Below are 17,396 nucleotides of genomic sequence, written 5' to 3'. Positions count from 1 at the left end.
TATAGGTGGAGCGTATGTGGAACGGGCCGGCGCGTGGGCCGGCCCGTCAGGTACATCAGGCGGACGGAGTGTTGAGCTTGCTGTGGCGCATGCCGTAACCGAAATAGATCAGCAGGCCCAGCACGGTCCAGCCCACGAACAGGTGCCAATGCACCACGAACGCCTGCCAGAACAGGAACAGGCACGACGCCGCGCCGAGCGGGCAGATCACCCACACCAGCGGCACGCGGAACGGACGCGGCAGCTCCGGGCGGGTGTAGCGCAGGATCAGCACGCCCACGCAGACCGTGGCGAAGGCCAGCAGGGTGCCCATCGACACCAGCTCGCCGAGCACGTTCAGCGGCACCATGCCGGCCAGTGCGGCGGCGATCACGCCGACCACGATCGTGGCCCAGTACGGGGTACGGAAGCGCTTGTGGACCTTGCCGAACACCTTCGGCAACAGGCCGTCGCGCGAGATGGTGTAGGCGATGCGGGTCTGGCCCATCATCATCACCAGCACCACCGAGGACAGGCCGGCAATGGCGCCGATCTCCACGGCGGTCTTCAGCCAGGACAGGCTCGGGTAGGCTTCCAGCGCGGTGGCCACCGGCTTGTCGGTGCCCAGCAGGTGGTACGGCAGCATGCCGGTCAGCACCGCGCACACGATGATGTAGACGATGGTGCAGACCGCCAGCGAGCCCAGCAGGCCGATCGGCATGTTGCGCTGCGGGTCCTTGGTTTCACCGGCGGCGGTGGAGACCGCATCGAAGCCGATGTAGGCGAAGAACACGATGGTGGCCGCACGGAACACGCCGCTCCAGCCGAACTCGCCGGACACGCCGGTGTTTTCGGGGATGAACGGATGCCAGTTGGCCGGGTCCACATGGGCCGCGCCAATGCCGACGAACAGGCAGATCACGAAGACCTTGATGGCCACGATGATCGCGTTGACGAACGCGGACTGGGTCACGCCCACATACAGCAGGCCGGTCACCGCCGCCACGATCAGCATCGCCGGCAGGTTGAACAGCTTGCCGGAGGCGGCGAACTCATGCCCGTTCCAGGCAATGGGCGCGGCACTCAGCGCGTCCGGGAACGGCATGTGCAACGTGGTGGTGATGAAGCTGATCAGGTACGCCGACCAGCCCACCGCGACCGACGCCGACGCGAACAGGTACTCCAGCACCAGGCACCAGCCGATGAACCAGGCCATGCCTTCGCCGAGGGTGGCGTAGGAATAGGAATACGCGCTGCCGGAGACCGGCATCATCGCCGCGAACTCGGCGTAGCACAGGCCGGCCAGCGCGCAGGCGAAGCCGGCGAACACGAACGACAGCATGACTGCCGGGCCGGCGTGGTTGGCCGCAGCCTGGCCGGTCAGCACGAAGATGCCGGCACCGATCACCGCGCCGATCCCGAGCATGATGAGGTGTTTGGCTGTGAGGGTCCGTTTCAGTGTGGCTTCGCCGTCCAGGCTGCCTTCGATGGGTTCACCCGCGTCGACGTGGCCGGCGGGTTCAACCGGTTTGACCCTCAACAGAGACTTCAGCATGCAGTGCTTCCCTAAATGGACAAAGGTGAGGTGCGCGGTACATTGCCGGGCACCTTGATGGCAACTGGGCGCCCCAGCGTGCGGGGCCCGCTGTACCTTAGCCAAAGCTGAAGCCCGCGCACAAGCACAAATGCAGCATGGCCCGGCGATAATCGACAAATTCCGCCCGAACCCCCCGCTACCATGTCGCTGAACCCTGAATCCGTTGCCGTTGCTGATGCTGAACTGCGTGCCCAACTGGCTGCGTATGCGCAGCGCCAGCCTGCCCACGCCGCCCTGGCTGACGAATTCAGCACACTATTGGACGACCCGGAGAACCCCTTCCTGCGCGAACGCCTGGCCGGTCATTTCACCGGCAGCGCCTGGCTGGTCAGTGCCGACGGGGAGCGCGTGCTGCTCACCCACCACCGCAAGCTGGACCGCTGGCTGCAGCTGGGCGGCCACGCCGACGGTGACCGTAACCTGGCCCGGGTGGCGCTCAAGGAAGCCGAGGAAGAGTCCGGGCTGAGCGGGCTGGTGCTGGAGGATGGCGCGCTGTTCGACATCGACAAGCACTGGATTCCCGAACGCAGGGACGTGCCTGGGCATTGGCATTACGACGCTCGCTACGTGGTGCGGGCGGTGGGCAGCGAACAGTTTGCGATCAGCGAAGAGTCGCTGGCGCTGGCGTGGCGTGAGATCCGTGACGTGGCCGCGGCAGTGATCGACGCCCCGGACAACGACGACTCGCTGCCGCGCATGGCCAAGCGCTGGCTCGCCCGGTAGGCGACGACCGTTGGTCGTCGCGTGGGGCAATCGGCTCCCGTTCAAAGGTGTATCGACCAACGGTCGATAACTGCCTGGGGATCAATACAACACGCGCGTCCGCAGCGTGCCCGGGATCGCGGCCAGTTCGTCGCGCACGGCGCCGGCCTGTGCCTCGCTGGCGGTGATGTCGATCACCACGTAGCCCACCTTGGCATCGGTGCGCAGGAACTGGCCGTCGATGTTGACGTTGTGGCGCGAGAAGATCTCGTTGACCTTGGACAGCACGCCCGGCACGTTCTGGTGGATGTGCAGCAGGCGCAGGCTGTCCTCGTGCTCGGGCAGGGTCACTTCCGGGAAGTTGACCGCCGACAGGGTGCTGCCGTTGTCGCTGTAGCGCACCAGCTTGGCCGCCACTTCAACGCCGATGTTGTCCTGCGCTTCCAGCGTGCTGCCGCCTACGTGCGGGGTCAGGATCACGTTGTCGTGCGCGGTCAGCGGCGACACGAAGGCATCGCCGTTGCCCTTGGGCTCGATCGGGAACACGTCCAGTGCCGCGCCGCCGATATGGCCGGCGTGCAGGGCCGCATCCAGCGCGTCGATGTCGACCACGGTGCCGCGTGCAGCGTTGATCAGGTGCGCGCCGGGGCGCATGCGGGCCAGCTGCTCGGCGCCGATCATCCACTGCGTGGCCGGCGTTTCGGGCACGTGCACGGTGACAATGTCGGCGCGCGACAGCAGGTCGTCCAGGCTGATCGCCGCGCGGGCATTGCCCAGCGACAGCTTGGTTTCCACGTCGTGGAAGATCACCTGCATGCCCATGGCCTCGGCCATCACGCCCACCTGGGTGCCGATGTGGCCATAGCCGATGATGCCCAGCGTTTTGCCGCGCACTTCGTGGCTGCCGGCCGCCGACTTGGACCAGCCGCCACGGTGGCATTCGGCGTTCTTCTGCGGGATGCCACGGGTCAGCATGATCGCTTCGGCGATGACCAGCTCGGCCACGCTGCGGGTGTTGGAGTAGGGCGCGTTGAACACCGGGATGCCGGCCAGTTCGGCCGCGTCCAGGTCGACCTGGTTGGTGCCGATGCAGAAGCAGCCCACCGCCATCAGGCGCTTGGCGTTGGCCAGCACGTCGGCGCTGAGCTGGGTGCGCGAGCGGATGCCGACGATGTGGGCCTCGGCGATGCGTGCCTTCAACTCGTCCTCGGGCAGCGCCTTGCTGTGGAGTTCGATCTGCGAATAGCCGGCGGCGGTGAAGACGTCGATCGCGGTCTGGCTCACCCCCTCCAGCAACAGCACGCGGATATCCTGCTTCGGGAACGAGGTCTTCTTCGGCGACATGGGCGGGCGCAGCGTGTAGGGCGGGAGCGCCCAACTATGCCAGAACAGGCGGGGGATTGTGCAGTGCGCCAATCGGCGCGGCGATGGTTTCAGATGCATCCGTTGACACGTTGAAGGGGATGCCGGCGGGCAGGCCCGGCGTGGCGGTCTGCTACGCTTGGGAATTCCCTCGTCCTGCCTTGCCGCCATGACCGATCCGCGCCTTTCTTCGCTGTTGCAGGACTGCCCCGGGCTGCGGCTCACGACCGAAGCGGCCGATCTGGAGCATTACGGGCGCGACTGGACCCGGCGCTGGACGCCGGCGCCGCTGGCGATCGCCTTGCCGGGCAGCGTGGACGAGGTGCAGGCGATCCTGCGCTGGGCGAGCACGCACCAGGTGGCGGTGGTGCCGTCGGGTGGGCGCACCGGGCTGTCCGGTGGCGCGGTGGCTGCGAACGGCGAACTGGTGCTCAGCCTGGAGCGGATGAACAAGCCGCTGGCCTTCGACGCGGTGGACCGCACCCTGACCGTACAGGCCGGTATGGCGCTGGAAGCGGTGCACAACGCAGCGCTGGAGCACGGGCTGATCTACCCGGTGGACTTCGCCGCGCGTGGGTCGTGCTCGATCGGCGGCAACATCGCCACCAACGCCGGCGGCATCCGCGTGATCCGCTACGGCAACACCCGCGAGTGGATCGCCGGATTGAAGGTGGTCACCGCCAGTGGCGAGCTGCTGGAGCTCAACAAGGGCCTGATCAAGAATTCCAGCGGCTACGATTTCCGCCAGCTGCTGATCGCCTCCGAAGGCACCCTGGGCGTCATCGTCGAGGCGACGCTGCGGCTGACCGATCCGCCGCCGGCCAGCAACGTGATGCTGCTTGCACTGCCCAGCTTCGAGGTGCTGATGCAGGTGTTCGCCGCGTTCCGTGAGCGGATGCAGCTGCAGGCGTTCGAGTTCTTCACCGACCGCGCGTTGGAACACGTGCTGGCGCACGGTGCGCAGGCGCCGTTCGAGCAGGTGCACCCGTTCTACGTGGTCACCGAATTCGCGGCCGGCGACGAAGCCCAGGAGGCCGCCGCGATGGCGGCGTTCGAGGCCTGCATGGAGCAGGGCTGGGTCAGTGACGGCGTGGTCAGTGCCAGCGATGCGCAGGCCGCGCAGCTGTGGCGCCTGCGCGAGGGCATCACCGAAGCGGTGGCGCGTTACAAGCCCTACAAGAACGACGTGTCGGTGCGGATATCGGCGATGCCCGCGTTCATGGCCGAAACCCAGGCGCTGATCGGGCAGGCGTATCCGCAGTTCGACGTGGTCTGGTTCGGCCACATCGGCGACGGCAACCTGCACATCAACGTGCTCAAGCCCGATGCCACCGAAGATGCGGAATTCCTGACCCAGTGCGAGCACGTGACCAAGCTGCTGGCCCAGGTGCTGGCACGGTTCGATGGCAGCATCTCGGCCGAACATGGCATCGGCCTGGTCAAGAAGGGTTACCTGGACAGCACCCGCAGTGCGCCGGAAATCGCTTTGATGAAGGCGGTCAAACGTGCGTTTGATCCCCAAGGGCTGCTGAATCCCGGCAAGCTGTTCGACCTGTAGGACGCGACAGGTCTTCACGCAGGCTATACGCTCTGCGCTTTCCCACTTCGAACGACACCATGACGATGCGTCCGATCCTGCTTCTCGCCGTGCTTGCCCTGCCGTTGCCGGCGCTGGCCTCCAGTTTCGCCGGCTCGTCCGCTGGCTCCGCCTCCGGTGCCTCGTCGGCCGGTTCGTCCAGCTCGGACGATGACAAGATCGTGCTCGATGCGCGCGAAGACGCGGCGGCATTCGTTGCCAGCGACGGGGCCATCCGTGGCGCCCGCCTGGAAGCGGCCCTGCTGCACCTGCGCGAACACGATGCCGCGCAGCGTGATACCAGCGACCTGGCGTTGGCCCGGACCCTGCTGGCACGCTGATGCAGGCGCGTCGCCGGGCCCGCCACTGGCGTTGGGCGGCCCTGGCGGCGCTGTTGGCCTGTCCCTTCGCGCAGGCGGCGCTGCAGTTCGAGCTGCAGTCGGACGGACTTGATGGGCAGCAGATCCTGGCCGCCGAGCGTGCACTGCAGGACATGCAGCACGTAGTACCTGCCGCCTGGCAGGACCGTTTTGATCGCCCGGTAAAGGTCGGCTGGTCGTCCACCCTTCCAAAACACGTGCATGGCCGCACCCGCCGTGGCGCGATTACCCTGCGCCGTGACCTGCTCGATGACGTACGCACGGGCGAGCCACTGCCGCGCGCGCTGCAGGCCGCGCTGATCCACGAACTCACCCATGTGCTGGACCGCGCCGCAGGCGGGGGCTGGTCGCAGACGGCGCGATGGCGCGACCTCAGTGGCTGGCAGCAGCGCCCCTGGCGGCTGGGTCGCACCGGCAATCATTTCAGCACGCGCAGCCCCGACGAGTACGAGCGGACCAGCCCGGCCGAGTTCCTGGCGGTCAACGCCGAGCATTTCGTGCTGGATCCCGCATATGCCTGCCGGCGCCCGGCAGTGCATGCATGGTTCACCGCGCAGATCGGTGCCAGCGGACACGCCCCGGACTGCGATGCACGTCTGCCGTTGGTGCAGGCCGACGACGCATCGGGTGCCGCATCGCTGCTGCAGCTGGATCCGGCCCGCGTGTACGCGGTGGACTACCTGCTCGCCGAGGGCAACGACCGGCTGATGAGCCGCTGGGGCCACAGCATGCTGCGGCTGGTGATCTGCGCGCCGGGCCGCGCGCCGGGGCCTGCCTGCCGGATGGACCTGTCCTACCACCGGGTACTGTCGTTCCGCGCGTTTGTCGGCGATGTGCAGATTTCCAGTTGGCGCGGGCTCACCGGTTCGTACCCCTCGCGGCTGTTCGTGTTGCCGCTGAACCAGGTGATCAACGAGTACACCCAGCTGGAACTGCGCGGGCTGTCCTCGGTGCCGTTGCAGCTGCAGGCCGGGGAGATTGCCAGCCTGCTCGAGCGCGTGGCCCAGGTGCACTGGAGCTATGACGGCAGGTACCTGTTCGTGAGCAACAACTGCGCGGTGGAAACCGGCAAGCTGCTGCAGGAAGGCGTGCCGGCCTGGGCCACGCCCGGCCTGAACCGGATCACCCCGCGTGGCCTGCTGACACGCCTGACCCGGGAGGGACGCGCCGATCCCACAGTGCTGCAGAACCGGGCCGAGGCGACCCGCCAAGGCTACTACTTCGCCTCGGCGCAGGATCACTACCAACAGCTGTTCGAGGTGGCCCGGGCCGAACTGCCGCTGGACACTGCCGAGGTGGCCGCATGGCTGCAGCGTCCGGCGGCGCAGCGTGCACCGTGGCTGGGGCAGGGTGGGCTGCGCGCAACGGCGGCGTTGCTGCTGCTGGAACAGGCGGCACGCCAACGCGAGGAACTGCGTGCGCGCGACCAGCTCAAGCGCACGCTTGGCACCCGCGCACAGGGCGCCGACCCGGCCCGCGACACCTTGATGGCGCTGCTGCACGACACCGGCCAGCTGGTCAGCCCGGCGGCGCTGGTGCCGGGCGGCGGCTACGGTCTGCCGCTGGGCAGCGAGCGGGCGGCTGCCGCGGCATCCACCGCGGCCATCAGCGCCCGCGGCGTACCGGCGTGGCAGCAGCTGCAACAGCAGCTGCGCGCGCGCCTGCCGGCGGCACAGCAGCAGGAACTGGTCACGATCGAGAACAACCTGGACCGGCTGGGCGCGCGCATGCGTACCCTGGCGCGCGAGGAAACCGCTACTGACGCGGCAGTTCGATGACAAAGCGTGCGCCACCCAGCGCACTGGCGGTGCACGATACGCGGCCGCCATGGGCATCGGCGATGGCCTTCACCACCGCCAAGCCCAACCCGCTGCCGCCGCGCTGGCGCGAACGCGAGCCATCGCCGCGCATGAACGGGTCGAAGATGTGGGCGCTCAACGCGGGGTCGATACCCGGTCCCTCATCGTCGATGGATACCTGCACGTGGGTGGCGGTGTCATGCACGGCGATGCGCACGCGCCCGGGCGTGGCGTAGCGGCGCGCATTCTCCAGCAGCGCCATCAGGGCCTGGCGCACCCGGGTGGGATCGCAGTGGGCCGGATGCTCCTCGCGCGAGGTTTCCAGTTCCAGCACGAAACCGCCGCTGCGGAAGCCGGGGTCTACCAGGGTCATGACCGAATGCACTTCATGCACCACGTCGCTGCGCGCGCGGCGCACGTCTAGCCGCGCGCTGTCGGCCAGGCTCAGCACACGCAGGTCTTCGATCAGCCGGGACAGGCCTTCCACCTGCGCCAGCAGGCTGCGGAACTGGGCTTCATCGGGCTGGAACACCCCCTCGGCCAGACCCTGCAGACGGCCACGCAGGATGGTCACGGGGGTGCGCAGTTCGTGGGCGATCGCGGCGTGCCACATCACCCGGTCGGCATCCATGTTCTGCAGGCGGCGCGCCATGGCATTGAAGTCGTCCACCAGCAGCGCCACCTCGCCCAGCGAGCGGTCGCTGGCGGCGGCCCGCGCGCCAAGGTCGCCGCCGGCCAGCTTGCCGATGCTGTCCACCACCGAATTGAGCGGGGTCAGGATGCGCTGCGACAGCCGTACCGAGGCAGCCACGGCCACGGCGAGGCCCAGCAGGGTAACCGCGGCCATCCACACCAGTTCGGGGCCGGTGGGGGCCCAGCCGGTGGGTTCCTCGGCGTAGGGGTAGAAGTTCACCAGCACCGCGTACAGCAGGTAGGAGCTGAGGATCACCATCACGATCACCGCCAGCACCATCAGCGACATCGACACCACGATGTGCCGGCTCAGGCCCGGGCGGCGCATCAGTGGTCGGCCGCCAGCCGGTAGCCCACGCCGCGGACGCTGGCCGGCACGTTGCCCAGGCCCACGTCATCCAGCTTGCGGCGCAGCTTGCTGACATGGCTGTCCACGGTGCGCTCCAGGGCTTCGCTCTCGGGCAGGCACTCGTGCATGAGTTCGCTGCGGCTGAAGATCCGTGACGGGGCCAGCGCCATGCAGTGCAGCAGTTTGTACTCGGTCAGGGTGAGCAGCAGTTCGTGGCTGTAGCCGTCGCCCTCGACGTGTACGGCGTGGGTTTCGGGGTCGATCACGAGCCTGCCGACGCGCAGGATGCCGGGTTTGGCCGGGCCACGCGCATTGAGCGTGCGGCGCAGGACGGCGCGCACGCGCGCGGCCACTTCGGCCGGGTTGAACGGTTTGACCACGTAGTCGTCGGCGCCCATGCGTAGTGCGGTGAGCTTGTCCAGGTCCTGGTCCAGGGCGGTGAGCATGATGACCGGGGTGTCGCCGCGCTGGCGCACGGTGTTGAGCACGGTCCAGCCGTCCATGCCGGGCATCTGCACGTCGAGCAGGATCAGGTCGGGGCGGGCGCTGCGGTGCAGGGCCAGGGCGCCGATGCCGTCCTGCGCGCGCACGGTGCGCAGGCCTTCGCGATGGAGGTAGGCGGCAACGATGTCGGCGATTTCCGGTTCGTCTTCGACGATCAGGACCAGCGCGTTGAGCGAGCGGTCCCAGTGCGCGGCGGCGCTGGGCGAATCGGTGGCGTGCATGCGGGGCAGGGCCAGAAGGTGCTTGTGCTCCATCGTATCTCCACAGTTCCTCCATCGAAACCCCACGCAGGCGCCGCAGACTTCGCCATTCATGATTCTGGCCGCGTGTGCGGCCCTGTGCAGCTGATGAAAACCAACAGGATTCAAACCGCTGTATGGGCGGTGCTTGCGGTCATGCTTGCGGCATGTGCCAAGGACGAGGCGGCGCCGGTGGCGGTGCCGGAGGTGAGCGTGGTGTCGCTTTCGCCTGCGACGGTGCAGCGCGACGATGAGTTGCCGGGGCGTGTGGCGGCGGTGCGTACGGCGCAGATCCGCGCGCAGGTGGGCGGGATCGTGCAGCGGCGGCTGTTCGCGCAGGGGGCGGAGGTGCAGGCGGGTACGCCGTTGTTCCAGATCGACCCGGCGGCGTTCCGTGCGGAGGTGGACAGTGCGCGGGCGTTGCTGCAGCGCAGTGAGGCGGCGGTGGCGCGGACGCGGGTGCAGTCGGAGCGGCTGGGTTCGCTGGCGGCGGCGCAGGCGGTGAGTCAGCAGGCGCGGGATGACGCGCATTCGGAGCATCAGCAGGCGGTGGCGGACGTGGCACAGGCGCGTGCGACGCTGGCGCGGCGGCAGTTGGATCTTCGCTATGCGACGGTGGAGTCGCCGATTGCGGGGCGTATCGATCAGGCGCTGGTGACCGAAGGGGCGTTGGTGACGGCGAGCGATGCGACGCCAATGGCGGTGGTGCAGCAGTTGGACCAGGTGTACGTGGATGTGCGGCAGCCGGCGTCGATGCTGGAGGGTATTCAGCGTGCGGTGGTGGCCGGTCAGCTGGATGCGGCGAAGGGTTTGCCGGTGACGCTGCTGGGTACGGGCGGGACGCCGTATGTGGAGCAGGGGCGGATGCTGTTTTCGGGGATCAATGTGGACGCGGAGACGGGCGACATTGTGTTGCGGATCGTGGTGGACAATCCGGCGCGCCGGTTGTTGCCGGGGATGTTCGTGCGGGCGCGGGTGCCGCGCGGGGTGCAGGTGGGTGCGTTGTTGGTGCCGCAGCAGTCGGTGCTGCGTAGTACGGGCGGGCAGTCGTATGCGTGGGTGGTGAGTAAGGAGGGCAAGGCGGTGATCCGGACGATCGAGGTGGATGGTCTGGTGGGCCGGGAGTACGTGGTGAGCCACGGGCTGCAGGCGGGTGAGCGGGTGGTGGTGGAAGGGCAGGAGCGGTTGCAGGAAGGGATGGCGGTGACGGCCCGGCCTTGGCAGCCGGCTGCTGCTGGTGTGAAGGCGAAAAGCGAAAGCTGAAAGGCCAGAGCTGCCTTCAGCACCTGCTCTGTGGCTGGGCCGGGGCGGGTAGGTTCACGGGACACGCCGCAAGTACGTCCGTGTAGGCTCCGTCGCGCCATCCATGGCGCTCAGGGTCCCGTGAACCCACCCACCCCGACCCTCGACACTGGGCTGGTGGCCTTGGGCGAGCGAAGTGCAACGGCGGCGTTTCTCGGCACCTGTCGCGATCCAATCGACGTGGGGTCCTCTGTCTTTGGTCTTGTGGAGCGAATGCCGCAGGTGCAGTGGAAGCTCTGCTTTCCTGTGCGCGCCAGCCATGTGTCAGGGGCTGGTGCGGGTGGGGTTGCGGGACCCTGAGCCGCATGGATGCGGCGACGGAGCTTACAGGGATGTACTTGCAGCGTGTCCCGCAACCCCACCCGCACCTGCCCAGCCCGGTGCAGGCGCGGACAGTAGCTCTTGCCCTTGCCCTTGCCCTTGCTCTTGCTCTTGCTCTTGCATCGCAGTGGCTTGAGCAATCCCGCAGTACGACGAAGAACCTTTTTTGTGGATGACGATGCCACTGCACCGGCTGCTTTCGCTGCGGTGCCACGGCGAGAGGATGTTGCATGCCGCAGTTTTTCATTGAGCGCCCGGTGTTTGCGTGGGTGCTGGCTATTTTCGTAGTGCTGGCCGGTGCGCTGGCCATTCCGCGCCTGGCGATCGAGCGCTATCCCAGCGTTGCGCCGCCCAGCATCAGCATCTATGCCAGCTATCCCGGGGCGTCGGCGCAGACCATGAACGATGCCGTGGTCGGGCTGATCGAGCGCGAGCTGTCCGGGGTCAAGCACCTGCTGTATTTCTCCTCGTCCACCGATACCTCGGGTGAGGCCTCCATTACCGCTACCTTCCGCCCCGGCACCGATCCGGAGCTGGCCCAGGTGGACGTACAGAACCGCATCAAGGCGATCGAATCGCGGCTGCCGCAGGCAGTGCGACAGAACGGCCTTGGCGTGGAGGCCGCCGATTCGGGCTTCCTGATGCTGGTCGGGCTGCGCTCCACCGATGGCCGCCTCGACGAAGTGGCCCTGAGCGACTACATGGCGCGCAACATCGTCGAAGAACTGCGGCGCATCGATGGCGTAGGCCGTGTGCAGCTGTTCGGTGCCGAACGTGCCATGCGGATCTGGGTCGACCCGTCACAGCTGGTGGCCTACCGCCTCACCCTGGGCGACCTGACCACCGCCATCAGCGAACAGAACGCGCAGATCGCCCCCGGCCGGGTCGGCGATTCGCCGGCGTTGCCGGGCCAGCGGGTCACCATTCCCCTCACCGTGGAAGGCCAGCTGAGCACGCCCGAGGCGTTCGCCGCCATCGTGCTGCGGGCCAACCCGGATGGCTCCCGGGTGGTCATCGGTGACGTGGCGCGGGTCGAGCTGGGCGCAGAAAGCTATGCGTGGTCCACCCGTGAGAACGGCGCGCCGGCAACCGCGGCGGCCATCCAGTTGTCGCCGGGGGCCAACGCAGTGAAGGTGGCCGGCGCGGTACGTGCGCGCATGGCCGAACTCGAACCCACCCTGCCGGTGGGCATGCAGTCCACCGTGCCGTTCGACACCGCGCCGTTCGTGGCGATCTCGATCCAGAAAGTGCTGATCACCCTCGTCGAGGCGATGGTGCTGGTGTTCGCTGTGATGTACCTGTTCCTGCAGAACATCCGCTACACGCTCATCCCGGCGATCGTGGCGCCGATCGCGCTGCTGGGCACCTTTGCGGTGATGCTGGCGGCCGGCTTCTCGATCAACGTGTTGACCATGTTCGGCATGGTCCTGGCGATCGGCATCATCGTCGACGATGCCATCGTGGTGGTGGAAGGCGTCGAGCGGATCATGGCCGAAGAAGGCCTGCCGCCACGCGAGGCCACCGCCAAGGCGATGAAGGAGCTCACCGGTGCGGTGATCGGCATCACCCTGGTCCTCACCGCGGTGTTCATTCCGATGGCGCTCGCCGATGGGTCGGTGGGCGCGATCTATCGGCAGTTCAGCCTGGCCATGGCGGTTTCGATCCTGTTCTCGGCGCTGCTGGCGCTGACCCTGACGCCGGCGCTGTGCGCCACGCTGCTCAAGCCGAGCACGCGCGGCCACCACGGGCGTGGTGGTTTCTTCGGCGCGTTCAACCGCGGCATGGCGCGCATGACCGACGGCTACCAGGGGCGCGTGGTGCGCATCCTGCAGCGCGGTGGACGCAGCATGGCCGTGTTCGCCGCACTCGTGGTGGCGCTGGGGCTGGGTCTGCATCTGCTGCCCGGCGCGTTCCTGCCCGAAGAGGACCAGGGCTACTTCATGACCTCCATCCAGCTGCCGGCCGATGCCACCGCCGAGCGCACCCTGGAGGTGATGCAACGCTACGAGGCACACATCGCCGCGCGTCCGGGCATCGCCTCCAACCAGGCGATCATGGGCTACAGCTTCGCCGGGTCGGGGCCGAACGCGGCCATGGCTTACACCATGCTCAACGATTGGGACGCGCGCGCCGGTGCCACCGTGGCCGACGAGGTTGAACGCGCGCAGCAGGCCATGGCTGCTGCGCCGGAAGGCCAGGTGATCGTGGTGACCCCGCCGGCCATCGACAGCCTGGGCACCTCGTCCGGGTTCGACCTGCGCCTGCAGGCGCGTACCGGCCAGAGCCAGGCGCAGCTGCAGGCGGCCCAGCAGCAGCTGCTGGCGCTGGCCGCCGCCAGCCCGCTGCTGCGCGACGTGCATGCCGAAGGCCTGCCATCGGGCAGCACCGTGCGGTTGGAGATCGACCGGCACAAGGCGCAGGCCATGGGCGTGGGCTTCAGTGCGATCAGCGACACGCTGTCGGCGGCGATGGGCTCGCAGTACGTCAACGATTTCCCCAATGCAGGCCGCTTGCAGCAGGTGATCGTGCAGGCCGACGCACCGCACCGCATGCAGGTGGACGATGTGCTCAAGCTGCACGTGCGCAATGCCAACGGCGGCATGGTGGCGTTGGCCGAGCTGGTCACCCCGGTGTGGTCGCAGACGCCATTGCAGCTGGAACGCTACCAGGGCTTCCCGTCGCTCAGCCTGTCCGGCAATGCCGCAGCGGGCGCGTCCAGCGGCCAGGCCATGGCCGAGATGGAGCGGCTGGCGCGGCAGCTGCCGGCCGGCTTCGCACTGGCCTGGACCGGGCAGTCGCTGCAGGAGCGCGCCTCCGGTGCGCAGGCGCCGTGGCTGATGCTGCTGTCGATGCTGGTGGTATTCCTGGTGCTGGCCGCGCTGTATGAAAGCTGGTCGATCCCGGCGGCGGTGTTGCTGGTGGTGCCGCTGGGCCTGCTGGGCGCGGTGGCGGCCGTACTGTTGCGCGGGTTGCCCAACGATGTGTTTTTCAAGGTCGGGATGATCACCGTGATCGGGCTGTCGGCCAAGAACGCGATCCTGATCGTGGAGTTCGCGCGCCAGCTGCAGCTGCAGGGGCATGGCCTGGTGGATGCAGCGATCGAGGCGGCACGGCTGCGGCTGCGCCCGATCCTGATGACGTCGCTGGCGTTCGCGCTGGGCGTGGTGCCGTTGATGCTGGCCACCGGCGCGTCGGCCGAAACCCAGCATGCGATCGGCACCGGGGTATTTGGCGGGATGCTGACCGCCACCGTGCTGGCGGTGTTCTTCGTGCCGCTGTTCTACGTACTGGTGCAGGGCGCACGCCGCTGGCGCTGGCCATGGCGGCGACGCCGGGAGGAATGACATGAGCACGACCGTGCTTGAACACACCATCGCAACGGCCGAGGCACAGGTCCTGCAGCTGCTGTTGGCGCAGGACGTGGACGCACTGCAGGCCTGGCTGTCGCCGTCGCTGTTTTTCAGCGACGGGGAAGGGCAGTGGTTGGGCGCGCATCCCTGCCTCACGGCGTGGTCAACCGGACAGCTGCGGATCACCGCGCTAGAGCAGGCTGCGGTGGAACCGCTGGTGTGCGGGCAGCTCACCCTGGTATCCAGCGACGTGCGGCTGCGCTATGCCGACGCGGCCGGCGAACACGCGCGTGCACTGCGCCTGCTGCGGGTGTGGGCCAGCGCATCGAACGCGGCCGGCGTGCACCTGCTGTCGATCGGACTGCTGCCGCCGCGCGGGGTCTGAACCGATGCTGCAGCCCATGGAGTCAGGGCTGCTTCACCTCCTGCTGCAGGCTGCGGGCTAGGATGGTTCGCTGAACGCAACAACCGCAAGGAGTCCAACATGCGTGCATCCCCGTGGCTTTTCAGCCTGGCCATCGCCACCGGCCTGAGCGCCTGCCAGCCCGCGCAACGTGCCGAGGGCAACGCCAGCGAGGCGGGTGGGGGCGAGGCGCCGCCGCCCATGGCTGCTGCCACCTCCGACGAACGCAGCTACGCGTTCCAGTGTGGCGACGTCGCCGTGCAGGCCACCTACCGCGGCCAGGATTCGGCCAGCGTGGTGGTGGAAGGTCGCACCTACCCGATGGCATCGGAACCGGCAGCGTCCGGCGCGCGCTACGGTGACGGGCAGGGCAATGTCTTCTGGACCAAGGGCACCACCGAAGGCACGTTGCAGTTGAAGGGCGAGCCGGATCGCACCTGCACGGGCAGTGGTGAACAGGGCGCTGCAGCGCCGCTGCCGACCGCGCAGGACGCCACCGCGGCCGGCTTCCGCGCCACCGGCAACGAGCCGGGCTGGCTGGCCGAAGTGGCTGCCGGCGCCACGCCGCACCTGCGCGTGGAAACCGACTACGGGCAGCGCACGCTGGAGATCGCGGCGCCCACCCAGGGCAAGGATGGCTGGTCGGGCACGGCCGCGGACGGCACGCCGGTCAAGCTGACCTTCCAGCGCACGGTGTGCCAGGACGACATGAGTGGGCAGGCGTTCGGTGCCACGGCCATGTTGACCGTGGGCGCCCGCCAGTATCACGGCTGTGGGGATTTTGCCGGGGCTCCGGCCCTGGCCGCCAAGCCGTAAACGGCAGCCGCATACGCGTCGCCGCTACGGCTGGCAGTCGGCCGCCGGTACCGGACCGGTGAACAGGTCGTAGCGCTTGCCGACGCCGCGCAATGCGTGGCGGATTTTGCACTCGTCGTGATGGCGTTCGTACAGTGCCGCGAAGATCCGCTCGCGGCCGTCGCAGTACTCCGCTGAGGCCTGTTCCAGCTCCTGGCGGCGTTCCTCGTCGTAGGGCTCTTCGCCGGCGAAGTGCTGGCACGTGTTTTCGCGTTCGAGGAAGGCGCGCACATCGGCGGGCATCGCGCAGTAGATGCGGATGTCGGCCAGGTTACCCACGTCGCCGGACACCTCGCAGCCCGCAGCAGCGCGTGCGCGTTCCAGCTGCTCCAGGTCGGGCATGCCGACGTCCTCGTCGGCATCCGCATCCGCATCGAGCGGTGCATCGGCGGCGGCTGCTAAGGCAACATCGGGTGCCTCCTCCATCGCGGGTGCAGGCGTGGCCGCTACGGGAGCTGCGGCGGCCGGCACCGCGTCGACCGGGTGCGCGCCGCTGTCGCCTGCCTGCGGCGAACACGCCGCAAGCAGGGACAGGCAGCCCACCAGCGCCAGGCGCTTAGTCGGCACGACCGGCGAACTCACCGGTGGCGGTATTGACCAGCACGCGTTCGCCGTTGGCGATGTACTCGGGCACCATGATTTCGATGCCCGTGCTGAGCTTGGCCGGCTTCGGGCGCTTGGTGGCGGTGCCGCCCTTCATTTCCGGCGGGGTTTCGACCACTTCCAGCACCACGCTGGTCGGCAGCTGCACGCCCACCGGGGTTTCGTCGATCACCTGCACGTAGATGCCGGTCAGGCCATCGGTGATGTAGCCGGCGTCATCGCCCAGCACATCGGCGTCGACCATGTACGGCGTGTAGTCCTCGTCATCCAGGAACACGAATGCGTCGCCGTCCTTGTAGGAATACGTGGACTGGCGGCGCAGCAGCTCGACTTCGGGCAGGTTGTCGTCGGCATCGAAGCTGGCATCGAGCTTGTTGCCGCCCGGCACGCTGTACATGATGAAGCGGAAGCGGACGTTGCCGCCGCGACCCTGCGGCGAGCTGCGCTCGATGTCGCGGATCTGGTAGACGCCGTTGTTGTATTCGACGACGTTGCCTTTCTTGATGTCGTTGGCTTTCATGGAATGAAGGTCGGTTCGTGGGAGGTCAGGGTGCCTGTCCGGGCACCCGGCGGGATGGGTGTCTGTTTACTTGGGCGCCAGGCGCACGCCACCGTCCAGGCGGATGGTTTCGCCGTTGAGGTAGGTGTTGCCCAGGATATGGCCGACCAGGCCGGCGAAGTCGTCGGGCTTGCCCAGGCGCGGCGGGAACGGGATCGAGGCCGCCAGCGATTCCTGCACGGCCGGCGGCATGCCATCGACCATCGGGGTCCAGAAGATGCCCGGGGCAATGGTCATCACGCGGATGCCGAAGCGCGACAGCTCACGCGCCATCGGCAGGGTCATGCTGACCACGCCGCCCTTGGAGGCCGAATACGCGGCCTGGCCGATCTGGCCCTCGTAGGCGGCCACGCTGGCGGTGTTGATGATCACCCCGCGCTCGCCGTCGTCGCCGGGGGTGTTGTGCTGCATGCGGTTGGCCGCGGCCTTGGCCACGTTGAAGCTGCCCACCAGGTTGACCATCACCGTGGTCTGGAAGTTGGCCAGCGGCATCGGCGCCTCCTTGCCCAGCACGCGGCCGGCACCCAGGATGCCCGCGCAGCTGATGGCGACATTCAAGCCGCCCAGGAAGTCGTGTGCGGCGTCGATCTGCGCGGCCACGGCCGCCTCGTCGCTGACGTTGGTGGTGAAGTAGCGCGCGTTGACGGCGCCAAGCGCCGCCACGGCGGCCGCGCCCTTGTCGTCATTGAGATCGAACAGGGCGACCTTGCCGCCATGGGCAACCAGGAACTGGGCCACGGACAGGCCGAGGCCGGAGACGCCTCCGGTGATGACGGCACGGACAGAAGACAGCTGCATCGCAAGGTTCCGCTGGATCAGGAAC

The 17,396-nt window shown here is 68.1% G+C and carries 15 protein-coding genes; 8 read left to right on the top strand and 7 right to left on the bottom strand.

Going from position 1 to position 17,396, the window contains the following annotated elements:
* Positions 1-55: 55 nt before the first annotated feature.
* Positions 56-1,534: an amino acid permease gene (locus tag DX03_RS10720; RefSeq protein ID WP_038688618.1), complete on the bottom strand. Its 1,479-nt coding sequence runs from the start codon at positions 1,532-1,534 to the stop codon at positions 56-58.
* Between the two features lie 183 nt (positions 1,535-1,717).
* On the opposite strand from DX03_RS10720, the gene DX03_RS10715 reads away from it, so the two are divergent.
* Positions 1,718-2,299, top strand: coding sequence for an NUDIX hydrolase (locus DX03_RS10715; RefSeq protein WP_038688616.1), 582 nt, complete (start codon positions 1,718-1,720; stop codon positions 2,297-2,299).
* 81 nt (positions 2,300-2,380) lie between these two features.
* Here the strand turns inward: DX03_RS10715 and serA are convergent, their stop codons facing one another.
* Positions 2,381-3,622 carry a phosphoglycerate dehydrogenase gene (gene serA, locus DX03_RS10710; protein ID WP_038688614.1) on the bottom strand — a complete coding sequence of 414 codons (1,242 nt, stop codon included), beginning with the start codon at positions 3,620-3,622 and terminating at the stop codon, positions 2,381-2,383.
* A 187-nt stretch (positions 3,623-3,809) separates the two neighbouring features.
* Between serA and DX03_RS10705 the strand changes: the two genes are divergently transcribed.
* From DX03_RS10705 to DX03_RS10695, 3 genes are all read left to right on the top strand, one after another.
* Positions 3,810-5,198 carry an FAD-binding oxidoreductase gene (locus DX03_RS10705; protein ID WP_038688612.1) on the top strand — a complete coding sequence of 463 codons (1,389 nt, stop codon included), beginning with the start codon at positions 3,810-3,812 and terminating at the stop codon, positions 5,196-5,198.
* A 65-nt stretch (positions 5,199-5,263) separates the two neighbouring features.
* Positions 5,264-5,557, top strand: coding sequence for a DUF2388 domain-containing protein (locus tag DX03_RS10700; RefSeq protein ID WP_392732939.1), 294 nt, complete (start codon positions 5,264-5,266; stop codon positions 5,555-5,557).
* Positions 5,557-7,374, top strand: coding sequence for a DUF7844 domain-containing protein (locus tag DX03_RS10695; protein WP_038688607.1), 1,818 nt, complete (start codon positions 5,557-5,559; stop codon positions 7,372-7,374). Before DX03_RS10700 ends, DX03_RS10695 begins: the two co-directional genes overlap by 1 nt.
* Here DX03_RS10695 and DX03_RS10690 read toward each other — a convergent pair.
* Both DX03_RS10690 and DX03_RS10685 read right to left on the bottom strand, forming a co-directional pair.
* Positions 7,352-8,416 (bottom strand): ATP-binding protein, encoded by a 1,065-nt coding sequence (locus tag DX03_RS10690; RefSeq protein WP_038688605.1) that lies wholly within the window; start codon positions 8,414-8,416, stop codon positions 7,352-7,354. The genes DX03_RS10695 and DX03_RS10690 overlap by 23 nt on opposite strands.
* Positions 8,416-9,162 carry a response regulator gene (locus tag DX03_RS10685; RefSeq protein ID WP_102100680.1) on the bottom strand — a complete coding sequence of 249 codons (747 nt, stop codon included), beginning with the start codon at positions 9,160-9,162 and terminating at the stop codon, positions 8,416-8,418. Before DX03_RS10685 ends, DX03_RS10690 begins: the two co-directional genes overlap by 1 nt.
* A gap of 126 nt (positions 9,163-9,288) precedes the next feature.
* On the opposite strand from DX03_RS10685, the gene DX03_RS10680 reads away from it, so the two are divergent.
* The 4 genes from DX03_RS10680 to DX03_RS10665 all read left to right on the top strand — a co-directional run bounded on the left by DX03_RS10680 (position 9,289) and on the right by DX03_RS10665 (position 15,372).
* Positions 9,289-10,443, top strand: coding sequence for an efflux RND transporter periplasmic adaptor subunit (locus DX03_RS10680; RefSeq protein WP_038692242.1), 1,155 nt, complete (start codon positions 9,289-9,291; stop codon positions 10,441-10,443).
* Positions 10,444-11,033: 590 nt separating this feature from the next.
* Complete coding sequence (locus DX03_RS10675; protein ID WP_038688601.1) at positions 11,034-14,147, top strand: multidrug efflux RND transporter permease subunit; 3,114 nt, start codon at positions 11,034-11,036, stop codon at positions 14,145-14,147.
* A gap of 1 nt (position 14,148) precedes the next feature.
* On the top strand, positions 14,149-14,538 hold the full coding sequence (locus DX03_RS10670; RefSeq protein WP_038688599.1) for a nuclear transport factor 2 family protein: 390 nt from the start codon (positions 14,149-14,151) through the stop codon (positions 14,536-14,538).
* Positions 14,539-14,637: 99 nt separating this feature from the next.
* Positions 14,638-15,372: an MliC family protein gene (locus tag DX03_RS10665; protein ID WP_038688597.1), complete on the top strand. Its 735-nt coding sequence runs from the start codon at positions 14,638-14,640 to the stop codon at positions 15,370-15,372.
* A gap of 24 nt (positions 15,373-15,396) precedes the next feature.
* Here DX03_RS10665 and DX03_RS10660 read toward each other — a convergent pair whose 3' ends face one another.
* The 3 genes from DX03_RS10660 to DX03_RS10650 all read right to left on the bottom strand — a co-directional run bounded on the left by DX03_RS10660 (position 15,397) and on the right by DX03_RS10650 (position 17,371).
* Complete coding sequence (locus DX03_RS10660) at positions 15,397-15,978, bottom strand: hypothetical protein (RefSeq protein ID WP_051598830.1); 582 nt, start codon at positions 15,976-15,978, stop codon at positions 15,397-15,399.
* A complete protein-coding gene (gene yeiP / locus DX03_RS10655) occupies positions 15,968-16,534 on the bottom strand; it encodes an elongation factor P-like protein YeiP (RefSeq protein ID WP_038688595.1) in 567 nt (188 codons plus the stop codon). The genes DX03_RS10660 and yeiP overlap by 11 nt, the downstream gene beginning before the upstream one ends.
* A gap of 66 nt (positions 16,535-16,600) precedes the next feature.
* Positions 16,601-17,371, bottom strand: a complete 771-nt coding sequence (locus DX03_RS10650) for an SDR family NAD(P)-dependent oxidoreductase (protein WP_038688593.1) — start codon at positions 17,369-17,371, stop codon at positions 16,601-16,603.
* Between the last annotated feature and the right edge of the window lie 25 nt (positions 17,372-17,396).

The organism is Stenotrophomonas rhizophila, assembly GCF_000661955.1.
Taxonomy (GTDB): domain Bacteria; phylum Pseudomonadota; class Gammaproteobacteria; order Xanthomonadales; family Xanthomonadaceae; genus Stenotrophomonas; species Stenotrophomonas rhizophila.
This window is presented reverse-complemented; position numbering and strand designations above follow the sequence as displayed.

What these genes read in the sequence shown, in the direction of transcription:
- DX03_RS10720 (WP_038688618.1), bottom strand. Translation starts at nt 1,534, where the DNA reads ATGCTGAAGTCTCTGTTGAGGGTCAAACCGGTTGAACCCGCCGGCCAC.
- DX03_RS10685 (WP_102100680.1), bottom strand. Translation starts at nt 9,162, where the DNA reads ATGCACGCCACCGATTCGCCCAGCGCCGCCGCGCACTGGGACCGCTCG.
- DX03_RS10715 (WP_038688616.1), top strand. Translation starts at nt 1,718, where the DNA reads ATGTCGCTGAACCCTGAATCCGTTGCCGTTGCTGATGCTGAACTGCGT.
- DX03_RS10675 (WP_038688601.1), top strand. Translation starts at nt 11,034, where the DNA reads ATGCCGCAGTTTTTCATTGAGCGCCCGGTGTTTGCGTGGGTGCTGGCT.
- DX03_RS10665 (WP_038688597.1), top strand. Translation starts at nt 14,638, where the DNA reads ATGCGTGCATCCCCGTGGCTTTTCAGCCTGGCCATCGCCACCGGCCTG.
- DX03_RS10670 (WP_038688599.1), top strand. Translation starts at nt 14,149, where the DNA reads ATGAGCACGACCGTGCTTGAACACACCATCGCAACGGCCGAGGCACAG.
- DX03_RS10680 (WP_038692242.1), top strand. Translation starts at nt 9,289, where the DNA reads ATGAAAACCAACAGGATTCAAACCGCTGTATGGGCGGTGCTTGCGGTC.
- DX03_RS10705 (WP_038688612.1), top strand. Translation starts at nt 3,810, where the DNA reads ATGACCGATCCGCGCCTTTCTTCGCTGTTGCAGGACTGCCCCGGGCTG.
- yeiP (WP_038688595.1), bottom strand. Translation starts at nt 16,534, where the DNA reads ATGAAAGCCAACGACATCAAGAAAGGCAACGTCGTCGAATACAACAAC.
- DX03_RS10700 (WP_392732939.1), top strand. Translation starts at nt 5,264, where the DNA reads ATGCGTCCGATCCTGCTTCTCGCCGTGCTTGCCCTGCCGTTGCCGGCG.
- DX03_RS10695 (WP_038688607.1), top strand. Translation starts at nt 5,557, where the DNA reads ATGCAGGCGCGTCGCCGGGCCCGCCACTGGCGTTGGGCGGCCCTGGCG.
- serA (WP_038688614.1), bottom strand. Translation starts at nt 3,622, where the DNA reads ATGTCGCCGAAGAAGACCTCGTTCCCGAAGCAGGATATCCGCGTGCTG.
- DX03_RS10650 (WP_038688593.1), bottom strand. Translation starts at nt 17,371, where the DNA reads ATGCAGCTGTCTTCTGTCCGTGCCGTCATCACCGGAGGCGTCTCCGGC.
- DX03_RS10690 (WP_038688605.1), bottom strand. Translation starts at nt 8,416, where the DNA reads ATGCGCCGCCCGGGCCTGAGCCGGCACATCGTGGTGTCGATGTCGCTG.